18 protein-coding genes and 1 pseudogene are annotated in these 17,923 nt (G+C 63.2%); 5 read left to right on the plus strand and 14 right to left on the minus strand.

Annotation, left to right across the window (positions count from 1 at the left end):
* Together VNZ93_RS14935 and VNZ93_RS14940 are read left to right on the plus strand one after the other, a co-directional pair.
* Positions 1–186, plus strand: a pseudogene (locus VNZ93_RS14935) (methylmalonate-semialdehyde dehydrogenase (CoA acylating)); the annotation flags it as partial.
* 14 nt (positions 187–200) lie between these two features.
* Positions 201–848, plus strand: a complete 648-nt coding sequence (locus VNZ93_RS14940) for a glutathione S-transferase (protein ID WP_325706517.1) — start codon at positions 201–203, stop codon at positions 846–848.
* Here the strand turns inward: VNZ93_RS14940 and VNZ93_RS14945 are convergent.
* Genes VNZ93_RS14945 through VNZ93_RS14965 form a run of 5 tightly spaced genes read right to left on the minus strand, consistent with a single transcriptional unit; the run spans position 845 to position 6,023 of the window.
* Positions 845–1,891, minus strand: coding sequence for a TRAP transporter substrate-binding protein (locus VNZ93_RS14945; RefSeq protein ID WP_325706520.1), 1,047 nt, complete (start codon positions 1,889–1,891; stop codon positions 845–847). The two genes, VNZ93_RS14940 and VNZ93_RS14945, sit on opposite strands and share 4 nt — an antisense overlap.
* Before the next feature lie 34 nt (positions 1,892–1,925).
* Positions 1,926–2,378 carry an urease accessory protein UreE gene (locus VNZ93_RS14950; RefSeq protein WP_325706523.1) on the minus strand — a complete coding sequence of 151 codons (453 nt, stop codon included), beginning with the start codon at positions 2,376–2,378 and terminating at the stop codon, positions 1,926–1,928.
* 17 nt (positions 2,379–2,395) lie between these two features.
* Entirely contained in the window at positions 2,396–3,292 is an 897-nt protein-coding gene (pssA, locus tag VNZ93_RS14955) for a CDP-diacylglycerol--serine O-phosphatidyltransferase (protein WP_325706526.1), read from the minus strand.
* A 55-nt stretch (positions 3,293–3,347) separates the two neighbouring features.
* The gene (locus tag VNZ93_RS14960) at positions 3,348–4,046 is read right to left on the minus strand and encodes a phosphatidylserine decarboxylase (RefSeq protein WP_325706530.1); all 699 of its coding nucleotides are present in this window, start codon (positions 4,044–4,046) and stop codon (positions 3,348–3,350) included.
* Positions 4,047–4,049: 3 nt separating this feature from the next.
* Positions 4,050–6,023 (minus strand): ABC transporter ATP-binding protein/permease, encoded by a 1,974-nt coding sequence (locus VNZ93_RS14965; RefSeq protein WP_325706532.1) that lies wholly within the window; start codon positions 6,021–6,023, stop codon positions 4,050–4,052.
* A 160-nt stretch (positions 6,024–6,183) separates the two neighbouring features.
* On the opposite strand from VNZ93_RS14965, the gene VNZ93_RS14970 reads away from it, so the two are divergent.
* Positions 6,184–6,789, plus strand: a complete 606-nt coding sequence (locus VNZ93_RS14970; RefSeq protein ID WP_325706534.1) for a TIGR00730 family Rossman fold protein — start codon at positions 6,184–6,186, stop codon at positions 6,787–6,789.
* A gap of 3 nt (positions 6,790–6,792) precedes the next feature.
* Here VNZ93_RS14970 and VNZ93_RS14975 read toward each other — a convergent pair whose 3' ends face one another.
* From VNZ93_RS14975 to cysS, 6 genes are all read right to left on the minus strand, one after another.
* A complete protein-coding gene (locus tag VNZ93_RS14975; protein WP_325706538.1) occupies positions 6,793–7,884 on the minus strand; it encodes a hypothetical protein in 1,092 nt (363 codons plus the stop codon).
* A 29-nt stretch (positions 7,885–7,913) separates the two neighbouring features.
* Positions 7,914–9,287 carry an MBOAT family O-acyltransferase gene (locus VNZ93_RS14980; RefSeq protein ID WP_325706540.1) on the minus strand — a complete coding sequence of 458 codons (1,374 nt, stop codon included), beginning with the start codon at positions 9,285–9,287 and terminating at the stop codon, positions 7,914–7,916.
* A gap of 122 nt (positions 9,288–9,409) precedes the next feature.
* Positions 9,410–9,784 (minus strand): VOC family protein, encoded by a 375-nt coding sequence (locus VNZ93_RS14985; RefSeq protein ID WP_325706543.1) that lies wholly within the window; start codon positions 9,782–9,784, stop codon positions 9,410–9,412.
* On the minus strand, positions 9,781–11,376 hold the full coding sequence (cimA, locus tag VNZ93_RS14990; protein ID WP_325706546.1) for a citramalate synthase: 1,596 nt from the start codon (positions 11,374–11,376) through the stop codon (positions 9,781–9,783). Before cimA ends, VNZ93_RS14985 begins: the two co-directional genes overlap by 4 nt.
* An 86-nt stretch (positions 11,377–11,462) precedes the next feature.
* Positions 11,463–11,981, minus strand: coding sequence for a GNAT family N-acetyltransferase (locus tag VNZ93_RS14995; protein WP_325706549.1), 519 nt, complete (start codon positions 11,979–11,981; stop codon positions 11,463–11,465).
* On the minus strand, positions 11,981–13,327 hold the full coding sequence (gene cysS / locus VNZ93_RS15000; RefSeq protein WP_325706565.1) for a cysteine--tRNA ligase: 1,347 nt from the start codon (positions 13,325–13,327) through the stop codon (positions 11,981–11,983). The genes VNZ93_RS14995 and cysS overlap by 1 nt, the downstream gene beginning before the upstream one ends.
* A 263-nt stretch (positions 13,328–13,590) precedes the next feature.
* Between cysS and VNZ93_RS15005 the strand changes: the two genes are divergently transcribed.
* The gene (locus VNZ93_RS15005; protein WP_325706552.1) at positions 13,591–13,899 is read left to right on the plus strand and encodes a hypothetical protein; all 309 of its coding nucleotides are present in this window, start codon (positions 13,591–13,593) and stop codon (positions 13,897–13,899) included.
* A 118-nt stretch (positions 13,900–14,017) separates the two neighbouring features.
* Positions 14,018–16,294 carry a hybrid sensor histidine kinase/response regulator gene (locus tag VNZ93_RS15010; protein WP_325706554.1) on the plus strand — a complete coding sequence of 759 codons (2,277 nt, stop codon included), beginning with the start codon at positions 14,018–14,020 and terminating at the stop codon, positions 16,292–16,294.
* Positions 16,295–16,300: 6 nt separating this feature from the next.
* On the opposite strand, the gene VNZ93_RS15015 is transcribed toward VNZ93_RS15010, so the two are convergent.
* The 3 genes from VNZ93_RS15015 to VNZ93_RS15025 all read right to left on the minus strand — a co-directional run.
* On the minus strand, positions 16,301–16,501 hold the full coding sequence (locus VNZ93_RS15015) for a DUF2783 domain-containing protein (protein ID WP_325706556.1): 201 nt from the start codon (positions 16,499–16,501) through the stop codon (positions 16,301–16,303).
* 14 nt (positions 16,502–16,515) lie between these two features.
* The gene (locus tag VNZ93_RS15020) at positions 16,516–16,956 is read right to left on the minus strand and encodes a hypothetical protein (protein ID WP_325706559.1); all 441 of its coding nucleotides are present in this window, start codon (positions 16,954–16,956) and stop codon (positions 16,516–16,518) included.
* 160 nt (positions 16,957–17,116) lie between these two features.
* On the minus strand, positions 17,117–17,923 hold an 807-nt coding region (locus VNZ93_RS15025; RefSeq protein WP_325706562.1), incomplete at its 5' end, for an FAD-dependent monooxygenase.

Consider the following 17,923-nt stretch of genomic DNA (forward strand, 5'->3'; position numbering starts at 1 on the left):
AACTTCGCGATCCCCGTGCCGCTCGCCTATCACACCTTCGGCGGATGGAAGAAGTCGGGCTTCGGCGACCTGAACCAGCACGGCCCGGACTCGATCCGCTTCTACACGAAGACCAAGACCGTAACGGCACGCTGGCCTTCGGGCACCAAGGAAGGCGCGGAGTTTGTCATTCCGACGATGCGGTGAGGCAGACAGGCATCATGGCCGAATACACGCTCCATTGCTTTGCCCAGTCCGGCAACGCCTATCGCGTAGCGCTGATGCTCAACCTCATTGGCGCTGACTGGCGGCCGCAATTCGTCGACCTGCTCGGCAAGGGCGAGTCGCGGGCGCCCGAATGGCGTGCCGATGTCAACGAGATGGGCGAAGTGCCGGTGCTCGACCACAACGGCAAGCGGCTCGCCCAGTCCGGTGTGATCCTGACCTACCTTTCCGACCGCTCCGGCAGGTTCAAGCCGCAGAACGAAGACGAACGGCTTGAGGCGCTGCGCTGGATCATCTTCGACAATCAGAAGCTGAACGGCTATCTCGGCCCATATCGCTTCCTGCGCAATTTCGCGAAGCCTGCAGGCGATCCGGGGGCGATGGCCTTCCTGAAGGGGCGCGCCGACGGTTCACTCGATATTCTCGACAAGCGTCTGGCGCGCTCGCCCTTCGTCCTGGGCGATCGCCCGACCATCGCGGACATTTCGCTGGTCGGCTATCTCTATTATCCGGCCGAGGAATTCGGCTTCGACATTGCAACGACCTATCCGAACATCGGCACCTGGCTGGAACGGATCAAGGCGTTGCCGGGTTGGGGCCATCCGTATGACCTGATGCCGGGGCATCCGCTCGCGGCCGGCTAGGCCGCGCCGTATTTCGCAAGCAGCGCCTTTGCATCGGCCAGAAGCTTCTCTCCGCCGAACTTCTTCGACGCCCTGAGCCACGCATCCGTGACCGGCTGCGTGGCTTTCTGCCAGCGCTCGGCTTCGGCCTTTTCGATGCGCGTGATCGTGTTGCCGCGTTCCTTGACCGCATCGGCCACGACCACCGCCTGATCGTCCCACATCTTCCCGGCTGCCCGCGCGGCAGCCTGACCGGAATGCTTGTCGATCACCGCCTTCAGGTCGGCCGGCAGCGTCTCGTAGCGGCGGCGGTTCATCGCCAGAATGAACGTCGCGGTATAAAGCGCCGGCGGCGCCGCAAATTCCGCGTGAAATTTCGTGTAGTCGCCGACCTTGATGGCCGGCACCACTTCCCACGGCACCACGCATCCATCGATCGCGCGCACGGACAACGCATCCGGAACCTGCGTGACCGGCATCATGATCCCGTTCGCGCCCAGAGCTTTCAAAGCTTCGGCCGAAAGCCGCGTCGGCGCACGGAGTTTGAGCCCCTTCATGTCGGGCAACGCCGCGACTGGCTTGAGCGTATGGATTACGCCCTGATCGTGCGCGAAGACGCAGATCGGATGCACCTCCTTGAATTCATCGCGGAGCTGCGCCTCGTAGAGCGCCTGCACGGCCTGCGCATTCGAGACTGCGGACTTGTTGGCGAGGAAAGGCAGTTCAAAGACCTCGATCCTCGGGAAGCGTCCAGGCGTCGATCCCGGCAGCGTCCAGACGATATCCGCGACCCCGTCGCGCGCCTGATCGTAAAGCTGGGCTGCAGTGCCCCCGAGCTGCATGTTGGGATACAGGTCGATCCGAATTCGGCCGCCTGAATCCTTCTCCACACGACGCGCCCAGGGGGCCAGAAACCGCACCTGCGCATTGGATGTCGGTGCAAGGAAATGGTGGAGCTTGAGAACGACCTGAGAGCTTTGTGCCGGCGCAACACGCGTCAATGCAGGTGCGGCCAGCAACGCTCCGGCGGAGGCGAGAAACGTACGACGGCCCAATCGCTTCATCGTGCCCTCAGTCATTGCAGACGCGGTCGCCGCGTCAGGTATCGCCCCCGGCCATGTGGTCGTACGCCCCACCCTCCGGCTCGAACGGGGCGTCGATCTGGCGGGTATTGACGTCGAGGGTCCGCAGCAGATCCGACACATAGCCTGTGCGCGACACGCGCAGATAGCGCGCGTGAATTTCGACGGGAATATGATGGTCTCCAAGAAGCCATGCGGCCCGCGCGAGCGTCGCCGCGTCCTTGGCTCGCACCTCGATCAATGGCTCCGGCGATGCGACGATGTCGACCGCGCTACCGTCGTCGAGCAACACGCGGTCATCGACGCCGAGCCGCGTGCCGGCCGGAAGAGCGAATTCGATGGGCGTGCCACGCAAACCGACGACCATTCCGCGCGGCGCGCGGCGGGCATCCTGGTTCAGCAGAACCGTATCTCTTGTTCTTGCGTCAGGGTCATGCGTCGCGACCACCGAAACCGCGCGCAGCGTCACCGCGGGCTCCAGTAACGCTAGTTCAAACGGCTTGGCCGATCGTCCTCTTCGGTCTTCGGAAGACCGGAAGGGAGCGGCGACGGATTGGCCTGCGGACGGACCGCGGGATGCGCAGCTTTCGCTGCTGCCGCCGCCTCGGCGTCCCTTCGCATGTACTGGCGATAGGACCACCAGCCGAGCGGGAGTGATGCAATGAACAGGAGCGAGCCCGCCGTGAGTACGTGCCATGGGTAACTGACCAGCAGCGCCACGAACAGCACGACCACCACGAAGACCGGCAACACCATGTTCGGCGCGACGCGGGTGCCGAGCTTCTTGCCGGACCAGACCGGCAGCGTGGACACAAGCAGGAATGCGAGGACCAGCGTGTAGATGCAGGCGAGCGCCGGCACCCGCGGCATGCCGAGCAGGCTCACGTAGATCGGGAGCAGGACAATGATCGCGCCGGCCGGCGCCGGAACGCCGGTGAAGAAATTCGAGGCCCAGGCCGGGCGGTTGGGATCGTCCGCCATGACATTGAACCGGGCGAGCCGGAGGCTCATGCAGATGGCGAACACAAGCGCTGCGATCCAGCCGATCGCGCCGAGTTCATTCAGTCCCCAAAAATAGAGGATCAGCCCCGGCACCACGCCGAAATTCACGAAATCGGCGAGGCTGTCGAGCTCGGCGCCAAAACGCGACTGGCCCTTGAGCAGGCGTGCGACCCGGCCGTCCACACCGTCCAGCACGGCCGCGAACACGATGGCTCCCAATGCCCACTCAATCCGTCCCTCCAGAGCGAGGCGAATGGCCGTGAGCCCCGCGCACAGCGACAGGAGCGTGATCATGTTCGGTAGCAGGAGGCGGATCGGGATGCCGCGAAAGCGCCGGCGGCGCGGTTCCCCATCCTGCGGATCGACGGGTGTAAAGACCATGGCTCTACCCTACCAAGAAATCGGACCGGACGCCACGCAGGCGCCCGCAGGCCCCCTAACCGACCTTGAAGTTGCGGGGCCCTTCCGAGCCCTTGAGGTCGGCCAGCACGGTTTCGCCGGCGATCGCGGTCTGTCCCTCCGCCACCAGCGCGCGAGCGCCCTCGGGCAGATACACATCCAGCCGAGAGCCGAACCGGATCATACCGAAGCGGTCACCAACCCCGATTGCCTCGCCCTCCCGCACGAAACACAGGATGCGCCGCGCGACCAGTCCGGCGATCTGCACGACCCCCACCTGCCCGGCCGGCGTCGAGATGATCAGCGCATTGCGTTCGTTGTCCTCGCTCGCCTTGTCAAGATCTGCGTTCAGAAAGGAGCCCGCACGATAGACGATGCGCTCGACGCGGCCCGCGACCGGCGCCCGGTTCACGTGACAGTCGAACACGCTCATGAAGACGGAAATGCGCAGCAGGGGCCGGTCGCCGAGTTCGAGTTCGCGCGGCGGGACAGCATTCACCACAAGGCTCACGCGACCGTCTGCCGGCGACACGACAATGCCGTCGCGCACCGGCGTGACGCGGGGCGGGTCGCGGAAGAAATACGCGCACCATGCTGTCAGGATGGTCCCGATCCAGCCGAGCGGTGACCACAGCCAGAACAGGATGAGGCTTGCAAGGGCAAAGCCGCCGATGAACGGCATCCCCTGCGGATGGATCGGTACGATCTGCGAACTGATCGATCGGATGATCGACATGACTTACTCCAGCGCGTCCACGGGCGCGCGCGTTCCAGGTGCTTCGACGGCGTCGGATATTTCGTCCTTCACCGGGGGTGGATTGCGGTTCGGCGCGGCATCGTCGTCCGCAGCCGCGAGCTTTTCGCGCGCAGCATCGGCTTCGCGCTGACGATTCCACATGCTGGCATAAAGCCCGCCGCGCGCGAGCAACTGCTGGTGTGTGCCGCGCTCGGCGATGCGGCCCGCCTCCATCACGAGGATCTCGTCGGCATTCACGATGGTCGAAAGGCGGTGCGCAATCACGAGTGTCGTTCGGTTCCGCGACACGCGGTCGAGCGCGTCCTGGATTTCCTTCTCGGTATGGCTGTCGAGTGCGGATGTCGCCTCGTCGAGGACCAGGATCGGCGGCGATTTCAGGATCGTGCGCGCGATGGCGACCCGCTGCTTCTCGCCGCCGGACAATTTCAGGCCCCGTTCCCCCACGTCGGTTTCGTAGCCCTTCGGACTCATGCGGATGAACGCGTCGATCTGGGCAAGGCGCGCGGCCTCCTCGACCTCGGCGTCGGTCGCATCCCAGCGGCCGTAACGGATGTTGTAGCGCAAGGTATCGTTGAACAGCACGGTATCCTGCGGGACCATGCCGATGGCCGAACGCAGCGAAAGCTGCGTCACATCGCGGATGTCCTGCCCGTCAATCAGGATGCGGCCGCCGGTGACATCGTAAAAGCGGAACAGAAGCCGCGACAGCGTAGACTTGCCCGCGCCGGACGGGCCGACGATTGCGACGGTCCGGCCGGCCGGCACCTCGAAGCTGATCCCCTTGAGGATGGGACGAGCCGCGTCATATGCGAAGCTCACATTGTCGAAACGAATTGCGCCCTTGTCGATCTGAAGAGCGGGCGCATCCGGATGATCCTTGATCTCCGGATCGCGCGAGAGAATGTGAAACATGGTCTCGATGTCGGTGACCGCCTGCTTGATCTCGCGATAGACCATGCCCATGAAGTTCAGCGGCTGGTACAGCTGGATCATCATCGCATTGATCATGACGAAGTCGCCGACCGTGTTAGTCCCGGCCTGTATGCCGCGCGCGCACATGATCATCACCGCCGCAAGCCCCGTGGTGAAGATCGCGGCCTGCCCCGCGTTGAGCACGGCGAGCGACGTATAGGTCTGCACGCTCGCCTTCTCGTAGCGCTCCATCGAGCGGTCGTAGCGTTGCGACTCGCGCTCCTCGGCGGTGAAATACTTGACCGTTTCGTAGTTCAGGAGCGAGTCGATGGCCTTGGTGTTGGCCTCGGTATCGCTTTCGTTCATCCGCTTGCGGATCGCGATACGCCATTCGGTCGCATAATACGTGTAGACCATATAGGCGGTGACGGTCACGAGGATCACCGCGACGTAACGCCAGTCGAACACCCAGAACAGAATGCCGACGATCAGCGCAAGCTCGAGAATGGTCGGCATCAGTTGCAGGATCACCATCCGCACGATGGTCTCGATCCCGTTTCGTCCACGCTCGAGGACGCGCGTCAGGCCGCCGGTCTTGCGCTCCAGATGAAAGCGCAACGACAATTGATGCATATGGTCGAAGGTGAGAATCGCGAGCCGCCGCACCGCGTGCATCGCGACCTTGGCGAATATGCCGTCGCGAAACTGCGTCAGCACCGCCATCAGGACCCGCATGCCGCCATAGGCGACGGTCATGGCGACCGGGGCCGCGACGACCCAGGTCATCCAGGACGAGTCGAAGACCGGCGCGCTCGGATGCCCCGCCAGCGCATCGGTCGCCCATTTGAACGTGAAGGGCACCGCGACGGTCGCAAGTTTGGCGACCACGAGCAGCACCATGGCCCAGACGACCCGCATTTTCAGGTCCGCCCGATCGCCCGGCCAGATATAGGGCCACAGCGAGATCAGGGTCTGGAGCAGTCCCTTCTGCGCGGTGACCGGCGGCCTCTGGGCCTCGCCGGTGGGGGCGGTCGTGTCGGTCATCAGCAGTTTGGGGGAGCGCCTGATCGTTTACCGGGTTTGCCCGCAGATATAGGTCCTTGCGGCCGGTTTGTTAGCATCCTTGGAATAGGCGCATTGGCGGCCTACATCAACCGCGATATACCCGCCGATACGGTCTTTTGCCCCCACCGACAGTGAATGAATGAGCACAATCCGTAATATCTGTGTCTATTGCGGTTCCGGCCCGGGCACGGACCCGAGCTTCGTCAAGGCCGCACATGCCTTCGGGGGAATCCTCGCCGAGAACGACATCGGGCTCGTCTATGGCGGGGGCTCCGTCGGTCTGATGGGCGCGGTCGCAGCATCGACGATGGCACGCGGCGGCCGGGTGACCGGCATCATCCCGGAATTCCTGTCGAATCGCGAGCGCCCCTTTTCCGAGGCGCAGGAACTGATCGTCACGCGCGACATGCATGAGCGCAAGCGCATCATGTTTGAGCGATCCGACGCGTTCGTCGCCCTGCCGGGCGGCGTGGGCACGCTGGAGGAATTGGTCGAGCAGCTGACCTGGGCGCAGCTCGGGCGGCACAAGAAGCCGATCCTCGCGGCCAATATCGGCGGCTTCTGGGATCCGCTTTGTGCGCTGCTGGATCACATGCGCTCACTGGCCTTCATCCGGAGCGGGCTCTCGGTCAGCCTCCTGGTGGCCGACAGGGTCGAGGAGATCCTGCCGAAACTGCAGGAGGCCGCGCGTCCCGTCTCCGAAGCTGAGAAGCTGATGGAGGCCGGTACCGCCGAGCGGCTGTAGGCTCTATCGCTGCGGGCTGGACAGAATACGAAACGACCCGTCGGTTTCGCGCCCTGCCCTGATCGGCCCAGCAAGGTCCGATGCAATGCGGTGGGCAATGGGAAGCCGGTAATGCAGGTTGTCCCAGTAATTCGTGTCCTTCGTCGTGATCCCGGTCGGAATGCGCCAGTCGGCAACCACGGCGTTGCGTGACTTTCCGATCGCTGTGATGCGCGCCTTGCACTCAGCCTCGATCGCTGCGCCTCGTGTGCCCGGGACGGGCTGCGCAGCGACGTGCACCGGCATGAAAGCCAGGACGACTTCGGTGCCGGACGGCAGCGCCGCGAGCATATCCTCAAGATAAGCCAGCGCAGGAAAACGCAGCTCCTTGCGCTCCGCTTCGGAAAGCACGACCGCGGGCTCCTGCGGCACGATCTCGCGCGCACGTCCCTGCCAGATATGGCCTTGCGCGCGCTTCAGGTCGTATTGCTCTTCCGGCGGCACGAACACCCCGAACCCGTCGGCACGCAGGCGCTCGCGATACAGGCCTAGCTTGTTGGCGGCGAGCCTCCCGGCAATCTCAAGCGTTGCGGAATTCAGTAAGTACAGAAGATCGTTCCAGCGGCTGGTGTCGTACAGCCACTCGGGGAAACCGGCCGGCGTGATCCGCACGCGGTCGGCATTCTGTGCGCACCACACGGTGTCGAGGCCGACGATAAGCGCCTTCGGCGCACCGACTTCGCGCAGGTAGAGCGAGACAAGCTGCTGCTGCTCCCACGCCGTCATCGAATCCATGGAGAGATTCGCAAACCGACGGCCGAATCCCGGATTGAGGATCTCCGGATCGATCAGGCGCGCGGTCGAACTCCCGACAACGACGCCATCGTAACGGCCGCTCCGCACGATCTGCGGATACATGTAGCGCTGGCTGATGCTGACGATCGGCCGCTCCATCGGCAGCGAGAACGGCACCGAGCGATATGGGTCTATCAGCAGGATAAGGAGGTAAATGACGGCAAGACCGCCGGCGAAGACGCCGGCAAAGGTCGCGCTGAAGCGGCGCCATCCGCACGTCTCTTGCGTTGCATCTCCCTTCCCTGGCGTTGTCCCGTGCATGCGAACGAGGCTTCCTCAGATCACGATCGTCAGAACTGGAAATAGATGAAATTGACCGGCGCGCCGCGGCCGACTTCGAGGATGCAGTAGATCGACAGGCTTGCGGCGGCCGCAGCGAACCATGGCTGCGGCGTCATCGCTTCGAGCCGCGCCCTGATTTCATGTGCGGACGGAACGAGCGCCGACACCAGCGCCGACGCGACGATCAATCCGCCGCCGGCGAACGAGCCACCCATCGCCGGGCTGGCCATCGCGGTGAGCACATTGCGCGCGGTGTCGAAATCGAGCGCGCGGAACATCACCCAGCCCACGATCACGAACAGGATCGTAACGGCCCAGCCCGCAACAGCCGGCATCGGCCGGCCGAGCTTCTGCCACGCGTGACACGTCAGCAATCCGACGCCGTGCCACAAACCCCAGATGATGAAATTCCAGCCGGCGCCATGCCACAGGCCACAGAGAAACATCGTGACCAAGGTCGCGAGCACGAAACGCGCCGGACCGGATCGGCTTCCGCCAAGCGGGATGTAGAGATAATCGCGCAGGAAGTTGGACAGCGAGATGTGCCAGCGCCGCCAGAAATCGCGCAGGCTGGTCGCGAGATAAGGACGACGGAAATTCTCCGGCAGAATGAGCCCGAACATCAGCGCGATGCCGATCGCCATTTCGGTGTAGGCCGAGAAGTCGAGAAAAAGCTGGAAGGTGAAGGCGAGCGCGGCGTTCCAGCTCTCTGCGAAGGTCAGCGTCGCCTGTCCCGCGCGCTGGAACAGCCCGTCAGCGATCGGCGCGAGCTTGTCCGCGAGCAGCACCTTCTTGGCAAAGCCGACCGTGAAAATGACAAAACCGATCCCGAACCGTTGGGCGAGACCGTCGCGGCGCGGGTCGAGCGCAAACTGAGGGATCAGTTCGTTGTGCCGCACGATCGGCCCCGCGATCAGATGCGGGAACACCGTGACGAACAGCGCGAACGGCCGGTACGGATAGATCGGCGCATCACCGCGCATGCGGTCCACGAGATAGGAGATCAACTGGAAGGAGAAAAAGCTGATCCCGATCGGCAGCACGATTTCGGTACGCGGCAATGTCAGCCCGGTCACGGCCTCGACATTCAGGATCAGGAACTCGGCATATTTGAACGTGCCGAGCGACGCGAGGTTCAGGACGACGCCAAGCATCAGCGGCCAGCGCGCTCCGATCCGCTCGTGCAGGAGAGCCAGCAGCCATGTGATCGTGACCTGGCCGACAAGCAGCGGCAGGAAGCGCGCGTCCCACCAGCCGTAAAAGAACAGCGACGCGCCGATCAGCACCCATTGCCGGGCGGCCGCAGACCCTGCGACCGCGTAATAGAGCGAGAGCGCCGCCGGCAGGAAGATCAGGATGAAAATCTGAGACTGAAAAAGCATCGGACCCGCGGTAGAGCCACGCGCCCGGACAGTGCCGCGCGGCCGGCGTAGCTATCCGCTCCGTTCGACCCGGCGCAAGTGGATATTCCGGGCCGGAACCACCGTTCCGGAGCGGCCCCGAACTAGGCGAGAAACGTCACCGCCTCGATGCGATTGCCGTCCGGATCGCTGAAATAGGCCGCGTAATAGCTCTCCCCGTGCTGCGGGCGCAGGCCCGGCGCGCCATCGGAGATACCGCCGCGGGCGAGCGCCGTGGCATGGAACGAGTCCACCATGTCCCGGCTGGACGCGCGCAGCGCGATATGGGCGCCGTTGCCCCCCGGCGGGGGCATGAGATCCGGCCGGTGATTGAGCCAGAATTCGGAATAGCGCTTACCGAACGCGACCGTTGCAGGCCGCGTCTCCAGTTTCGCATAGCCGAGTGTCGCAAGCACCGCCTCGTAGAATTCCGCCGCGCCTGCAAGATCGCGCACCGGAATGGAGACGTGATCGATCACGCCTTCGCGCCCGACTTGACGAGCTTGTAGACGATCGAGTCCATCAGCGCCTGAAACGACGCATCGATGATGTTCGACGACACGCCGACCGTGGTCCAGCTCTCGCCGTCCTCATCCTCGCTCTCGATCAACACACGCGTCACGGCTTCAGTGCCGGCGTTGAGGATACGCACGCGATAGTCGGTGAGCTTCAGCCCTTCGATGAGCTTCTGATACTTGCCGAGATCCTTGCGCAACGCGACGTCGAGCGCGTTGACGGGACCGTTGCCCTCGCCGGCAGAGATCAGTGTCTGGCCGTCGACTTTTACCTTCACAACCGCCATCGCGACGGTGACGCGCTTTCCGATCGCGTTGTAGCGTTGCTCGACATTCACATCGAACTGCTCGACATCGAAATAATCCGGCACAGTCCCGAGGATGCGGCGCGCGAGTAATTCGAACGATGCGTCTGCACCTTCATACGCGTAGCCGAGCGCCTCGCGCTCCTTCACCTCTTCCAGCAGCCGCGCGATGCGCGGATCGTTCTTGTCGACCGAGAGACCGATGCGCTCCAGCTCCGCCAGGAGGTTCGAGCGGCCGCCCTGATCGGATACCAGCACACGGCGGCGATTGCCGACGGATTCCGGCGGAACGTGCTCGTAGGTTTTCGGCTCCTTCAAGAGCGCCGAGGCATGGATCCCCGCCTTGGTGGCAAACGCGCTGTCGCCGACATAGGGCGCATGCCGGTTCGGTGTGCGGTTCAGCATGTCGTCGAGCTTGCGCGAGGCGCCGGCAAGCGCCTTGAGCTGGGCATCCGAGACGTTGATGTCGAACTTGTCGGCGAATTCCTTCTTGAGCTTCAGCGTCGGAATGATCGACACGAGGTTCGCGTTGCCGCAACGCTCGCCGATTCCGTTCAGGGTGCCCTGGATTTGCCGGGCGCCGGCGCGCACCGCGGCGAGCGAATTCGCGACCGCCTGCTCGGTGTCGTTATGCGCGTGAATGCCGACATGATCGCCCGGGATGACCTTCACCACCTCGCCGACGATCTGCTCGATCTCGTGCGGCAGCGTGCCGCCATTGGTGTCGCAGAGCACGACCCAGCGCGCACCGGCGTCATAGGCCGTCTTCGCGCAGGCGAGCGCATATTGCGGATTGGCCTTGTAGCCGTCGAAGAAATGCTCGCAATCGACCAGAACTTCACGGCCCTTCGCCTTCGCGGCGGTCACGCTGTCGCGGATCGAAGCGAGATTCTCTTCGTTCGTGGTCTCGAGCGCGACCTTGACGTGATAGTCCCAGGTCTTGGCGACGAAACAGATCGCATCGGCTTTCGCATCCAGCAGCGCGGCAAGCCCTGGATCGTTGGACGCCGAGCGTCCCGGCCGGCGCGTCATGCCGAACGCGGTGAAAGTGGTCTCGAGTCCGCGGTCTTTGGAGAACAGATCAGTGTCGGTCGGATTGGCGCCGGGATAGCCACCTTCGACATAGTCGATACCGAGCCCGTCCAGCATACGCGCAATCACGACCTTGTCGTCGAGCGTGAAGTCGACGCCGTTCGTTTGCGCGCCGTCACGGAGCGTGGTGTCGAAGAGATAGAGCCGTTCTCGCGCCATAACTCACCAGAGGTAATAATTCGCTGCCAGCGCGAATGCGACAAGGATGGCGACCAGACCAACGATGATATGATGCTTCTGAAGATTCATTGCAGTGTCGCCCCCGGTTCGGCCGTTTCGTCGCCGAACGATTTTTCCATGGTGGTGTTGGCGAGCCATTCGTCGCCGCGCAGAACGGTATTGCGGCTCTTGGCCGTGTAACCTCGCCGCCTGAAGAAATCGTGCGCGGTGTCGCTGGCCTCGACGGTCAGCTTCTTGGCGCCGCGCGCGCCGGCAAGTTTCTCAAGCGCATCGACCAGCAACTTTGCCGCGCCCTGCCCGGCGGCTGCCGGATGCACGTACAGCATGTCGATGACGTCTGAGCCCTTCAGCGAGGCAAAGCCGACCGGCGCACCGTCCATCGTCGCCAGCAGCGTGAGCTGATCCGACAGGCGCTTGCCGAACGCTTCCTCGTCATCAGCCGCCTCGACCCAGGCTTCGATCTGTGCGTCCGAATAATCCTCTACCGCAAGCTCCTCCACGCTCGCCCGAAAGATCTCGGCGAGCAGCGGGATATCCGCGGGCAGCATGGGACGCAGGGCGAAGTTCTGGTTGGCCGGTGCCATCAGCGCGCGACCTCCCAGGTGGTGCCGTCCTTGGAGTCCGTCAGCTTGATGCCCATCGCAGCGAGTTCGTCGCGGATGCGATCGGACTCGGCCCAGTTCTTTGCCTTGCGGGCAGCATTGCGCGCTGAGATCAGGCTCTCAACCTCCGCAGGCGCAATCGCGATCTCCGGCGCCTGCGATTGACGCCACGCCTTCAACTCGCCCTCGCGGAAGCCGAAGAACGCGAGGGTTCCGGCCAGCGCCTTGCGACCTGCGACGCTCTTCAATGCATGCATTTCGGCGACCGCCTTCGGCGTGTTCAGATCGTCAAGCAGCGCGTCCAGCACGGCGGGCGCAGGCCGCGCCTCGGCCTCGCTCGCAGCGGCATCGAAGAAGCCCGACAATGCTTTCTCCGCCTCCTGCAATCCCTTCAGGGTCCAGTTGATCGGCTGGCGATATTGCGTCGCCAGCATCGCAAGCCGCACCACGTCGCCCGGCCAGTCATTCAGCACTTCCCTGATCGTGACGAAGTTGCCGAGACTCTTCGACATCTTCTCGCCTTCGACCTGCAGGAAGCCGTTATGCATCCAGACATTCGCCATGACGCCGGTGTGGAAGGCGCAACGCGATTGCGCGATCTCGTTCTCATGGTGCGGAAAGACAAGGTCGATCCCGCCACCATGAATGTCGAAGGTTTCGCCGAGATGCTTCCATGACATCGCGGAGCATTCGATATGCCAGCCGGGCCTTCCGGGCACCGAGATGCCGCCGGGAGACGGCCAGCCGGGTTCCCCCTCCTTCGAGGGCTTCCACAGCACGAAGTCCTGATCGTGCCGCTTGTAGGGGGCGACATCGACTCTCGCGCCCGCAATCATCTCGTCGAGCGGCCGCTTCGAGAGCTTACCGTAATCCGGCATCGACGGCACCGAGAACAGCACGTGATCCTCGGCGACATAGGCGTGCCCAGAGGCGATGAGCCGCTCGATCAGCGTCTTCATCTCGGCAATATGGTCGGTGGCCCGCGGCTCGACAGTTGGCGGCAGGCAGCCGAGTGCGTCGACATCGGCCTTGAAGTTCGCGTAGGTGCTTTCGGTCAGTTCGCGGATCGAAATGCCGCGCTCCGCGGCGCGGGCATTGATCTTGTCGTCGACGTCCGTGATGTTGCGGACATATTTGACGTGGTCCGCACCGTAGATATGGCGCAGCAGCCGGTACAGCACATCGAAGACGATGACCGGGCGCGCATTGCCGATGTGCGCAAAGTCATAGACCGTCGGCCCGCACACATACATGCGCACGTTGGCCGGATCGAGCGGCTGGAACACCCGCTTCTCGCGCGAGAGAGTATCGTAGAGCTTGAACTCCATCGTCAATAAGTCCTCAGGCCGCTGCTGGCCCGGGCGTTCTGTTTATCGCGATGGACAAAAGACAGCCGCAGCCAGCGTTCGAGCGCTAGCTAATAATCTCCCGGCAAATGCCGAAAATTGCGTTGTGGGCGGTCATTGGCGGGAAAATGTGGGAAAACCGACGTCCCGTCAAGAGGATAGCGCCAAACAAATTTCAGTTAACAGTGCCTTAGTGATTTGGGCGCAAATTGAACCGGCCATTCCCCAGTGCTACGAGCATGTCGATGCGATTCCTGCTGGCATTTTCCCTGGCCGCCATCACCCTGCCGGCATTCATCTCGGTGGCCTCCGCCGAGAAGCGGACCTTCATCATCGCCAACAGCCCGGACGCTTACGGTGTCGATCGCTGCCTCGCGAACGGGGCTGCCTGCGGGGCGGCCGCCGCGTCCGCCTATTGCCAGTCGAAAGATTTCTCGACTGCCGCGTCGTACCGCAAGGTCGAGCGCGACGAGATCACGGGCGCCGTCCCGGCAAGCGCATCCTGCGGACGCAATGGCTGCGACGAGTTCGTCGCGATCGAATGCCGGCGCTAAAGCACGCGCTTTAAAGTTCCCGCTGCATAGCTGAAACCTTGCGTGGCGTTGCCGCGCTTGGAAAGCCTGGATACGGCCGGTAGGATTGTTTGGTCCCTCCCGCGCCCTTCCCGGTTCCATGATCGAAGTCCCTCAGACAAAGACCAGCGCCGCGCGGGACGAGCAAACGGCAAAGAAGGAGCTGGCATCGGCGCTCCGGCCGTTACGGATCCTCGTTGCAGCATCGATCATCCTGCCGATCGCGATTTTCCTGTTCGCGTCGTGGATCTCGTATCAGCAGCATCTGCTCGAAGCGCGCGACCGCGTTCAGCGAAACCTCAACACGATCTACGAGCATGCGTTGAAGGTCTTCGAGACCTTTGAACTCAGTGCGCGCTATCTTGACGAATTGATCGCCGGCGCAACGGAAGCCGAAATCCGAAAGCGCGAGGCTGATTTCAACGCGCGCCTGAAGTCCATCACGGATACCCTGCCCCAATTGCGCGACCTGTGGGTGATCGCCTCCTCCGGCGCGCCTCTGGTCTCAGGCACCGTCTATCCGATGCCGAAAATCGATCTCTCGGACCGGGACTATTTTCGCGCACACAAGACCAACGCGAATGCCGGCACCTATGTCAGCGAAGTCCTGAAGGCGCGCGCGGCGGATACGACCTTTTTCACGCTCAGCCGCCGCATCCGCGGTCCGAACAACAGTTTTGGCGGCGTAACGACGGTGTCGATCGCGCCCGAATATTTCATCCGGTTCTACGAGAAGCTTCCTCCGCCCGGTGTGTTCGCACTGATCCGTGACGACGGTGCGATCCTCGCCCGTTACCCGGATCTGTCGCAGCGGCTGGACCGGCTCTCTCCGGATTCGACTGTGATGCGGAGCATCAAGGAGCATCCCGATGCCGGCTTTGTCACAGGCTCATCAAGCTTTGACGGGCACAGCCGGCTGTTCGCCTATCGCAAGATGCCCCACTACAACATCTACGTGGTTTCAGGCATCGAAAGCGACGTGGTCGTCCGCGAGTGGCTGAGAAATATGGGCAGCCATCTGATCTTCGGACTGCCGGCCACGATAGCAATGATCGGCCTCGGATTTGTTGCCCTGCGCCGTACGCGCCGCGAAGCGATCGCGCATGCGCGGTTGCAGCGGGAGGTTTCGCGCCGGGAACGCACCGAACTCGCCTTGCAACAGGCCCTGAAGATGGAAGCAGTCGGGCGCCTCACCGGCGGTGTCGCCCATGACTTCAACAATCTCCTGACCGCCATTCTCGGCAATGTCGATCTGGCGCTCCGGCGCGTGCCCGAAGGCGATGATCGGCTACGCCGCTCGCTCAACTCCGCACGTCAGGCGTCCGAACGCGCGGCAAGCCTTGTGCAGCGCCTGCTCGCCTTCTCGCGCCAGCACCCGCTGGAAGAAAAGGCGGTGGACATCAATCGCCTCGTTCAGGGCATGTCGGAATTGCTGCGGCGAACCATCGGCGAAACCATCACGGTGGAGACCGTGCTGGCCGGGGGCCTGTGGAAGACCGCGGTTGACCCGAACCAGCTCGAAAACGCGTTGCTCAACCTCGCGGTCAACGCGCGCGACGCCATGCCGGACGGTGGCCGGCTCACCATTGAAACCGCCAATACCTATCTCGACGAGGCCTACGTCTCAGCCAATGCGACCGACGTTTCGCACGGTCAGTATGTGCTGGTCGCGGTCAGCGACACTGGTGGCGGCATGAGTCGGGATGTGCTCGAGCGCGCGTTCGAGCCGTTCTTCACGACCAAGCCCACCGGCGCCGGCACAGGGCTCGGGCTGAGCATGGTCTATGGCTTCGTGAAGCAATCGCGCGGACACATCAAGATTTACAGCGAGCCAGGCGAAGGCACGTCGATCAAGATCTATCTGCCGCGGCTGACGGATGAAACCTCCGTCGAGCCCTGGGTGCCGACCGAACCCGCACGCAACGCGGAGCCGTCTGTCCAACGGCCGGAGAAGATCCTGCTGGTCGAGGATGACGAAGAGGTGAACCGCTTTTCGACGGAAGTGCTGCGCGACGAAGGTTACGAGGTGATCTCGACCCATGAAGCCGCAAGCGGGTTGCGTCTGCTCGATGCCAATCCCGATATACGCATGCTCTTCACCGACGTGGTGCTGCCCGGCGGGATGAATGGCCGGCAGCTTGCCGAGGAAGCGCAGCGCAGAAGACCGAACCTGAGAGTGCTGTTCACCACCGGCTATACGCGCAACGCGATCATCCATCACGGCCGGCTCGATGCCGATGTCGACCTTTTGACAAAGCCCTTCACCTCGGAAGCGCTCGCAAAGAAAGTCCGCCAGATCCTCGATCTCGATGCCGTAGATCCGGTCACGCGGGTCAGCGCCGTCCTGGACAACATCAAGGACAAGCCGAAGGACTGACTGCCCTCAGGCTGCGGCCGCCGTCTGCTTTGCCAGCGCAATCGCTTCGCGCAATACGTCCATATCGCCGATGTGGTTGGCGAGGATCAGCACAAGCTTCGCGTCGAGGTCCGATGCTTCGCGTTCGGACAAGCCTCGCCGGGCTTCGACCAGCATGACGAAGGCCTGATCAGGATCCTTGAAGCGCGAGGCAGTGGTCAGGGGCATCGTGCGGGGCTCCGTCAAAAGGCTACGCCAGAGGAACTTTTATGCAATTTGAGGTAGTCGGGAACTTCTATTTCACCGGAACATAGCGCGGCGGTGAAAGTTATTGGGCACGCGCGTCCAGAAGGAAAACAATCATGTCCGCCGTCGCCGTCCGCTCCATGTTCCGCTCGCATCCGGAACAGCCCAGTCACGCCGATGCGATCAGCCGCTGCATCGATGCCTGTTTTGCCTGCGTCGAAACCTGTACCGCCTGCGCCGATGCATGCCTCGCCGAAAAGCACGTCGATCGGCTGATCGCCTGTATCCGGCTCAATCATGATTGCGCCGCGGTCTGCGCCGCCACCGGCAGTATCATGTCGCGCGCCAACAAGGTCGGCCACCGGCAACTTCTCGAAGCGCAACTCACGACGTGCATCGCCTTCGCCCGTGCCTGTGGCGCCGAATGTCAGCGGCATGCGGACATGCACAAGCATTGCGAGGTCTGCGCCAACGTATGTCAGCATTGCGTGGACGCCTGCACCGAGATGCTGTCATCCATGCGGATGCCCGCATAGCTACCGGGAACAAGCCCGACAAGGCAGCGTCCGAAGTCGGGCGCTTTCACGTGCGCGCGTCCTAGTGCGCAAGCGCGCGATGGCGCGCCGACACGATTTTCTCCGGTGTCGGCTTTCGCCAGCGTGCACAGATGTGCTGATCCGGACGCAGCAGATAACCGGTCCCCGGACAAGCATCGAAGCGCCTGGCAAAGTCGCCATTTGTGTCGATCAGATCGCGCCCGATCACCGTCAGCTTGACGTTATCCGGCACCGTCGGCACCGCTCCGTTCTCGACATAGAGCAGTTCGAACCCATCGGAGAGCTTCTCGACGAGATGGCAAGCCGAACCATCCGCCGCGGTCATCACTGAATCGATGGCCGGGCCGCCGAGCTGCGCGGAACCTCCGAAGCTGTCCTCGTCCGGCGTCGACAGCGGGGACTCGTAGATGCTCGCGACCGACAGCCGTCCGGAATTGACCATGCGCCGGGCAAATTCCGCATGCGGCGCGAGCGACAAGACAGCATTCCGCAGCATGCGCTCGGCCGGCGACCGCGGCGCGATGAAGTCGGTCGAGCGGGTCGAATGACCGATATTCTCGTCGGCCGCCTGGATGCGCTCGAGGTCATAGCTTGCGATCAGCCGCTCATTGGCCTCGCCCCGCAAGACAGCGACGAGTTTCCAGGCGAGGTTCTCGGCATCCTCGACGCCGGAATTGGCGCCACGCGCGCCGAACGGCGAGACCTGATGCGCCGAGTCGCCCGCGAAGACCACGCGTCCATGCACGAAGCGGTCGATGCGTCGGCAGTTGAAGCGATAGATCGACACCCAGTCGACATGGAAATCGCGGTCCCCGAGCATGCGGCGGATACGCGGGGTGTAGTTCTC

Source organism: Pseudorhodoplanes sp. (assembly GCF_035565795.1).
Lineage (GTDB): Bacteria > Pseudomonadota > Alphaproteobacteria > Rhizobiales > Xanthobacteraceae > Pseudorhodoplanes.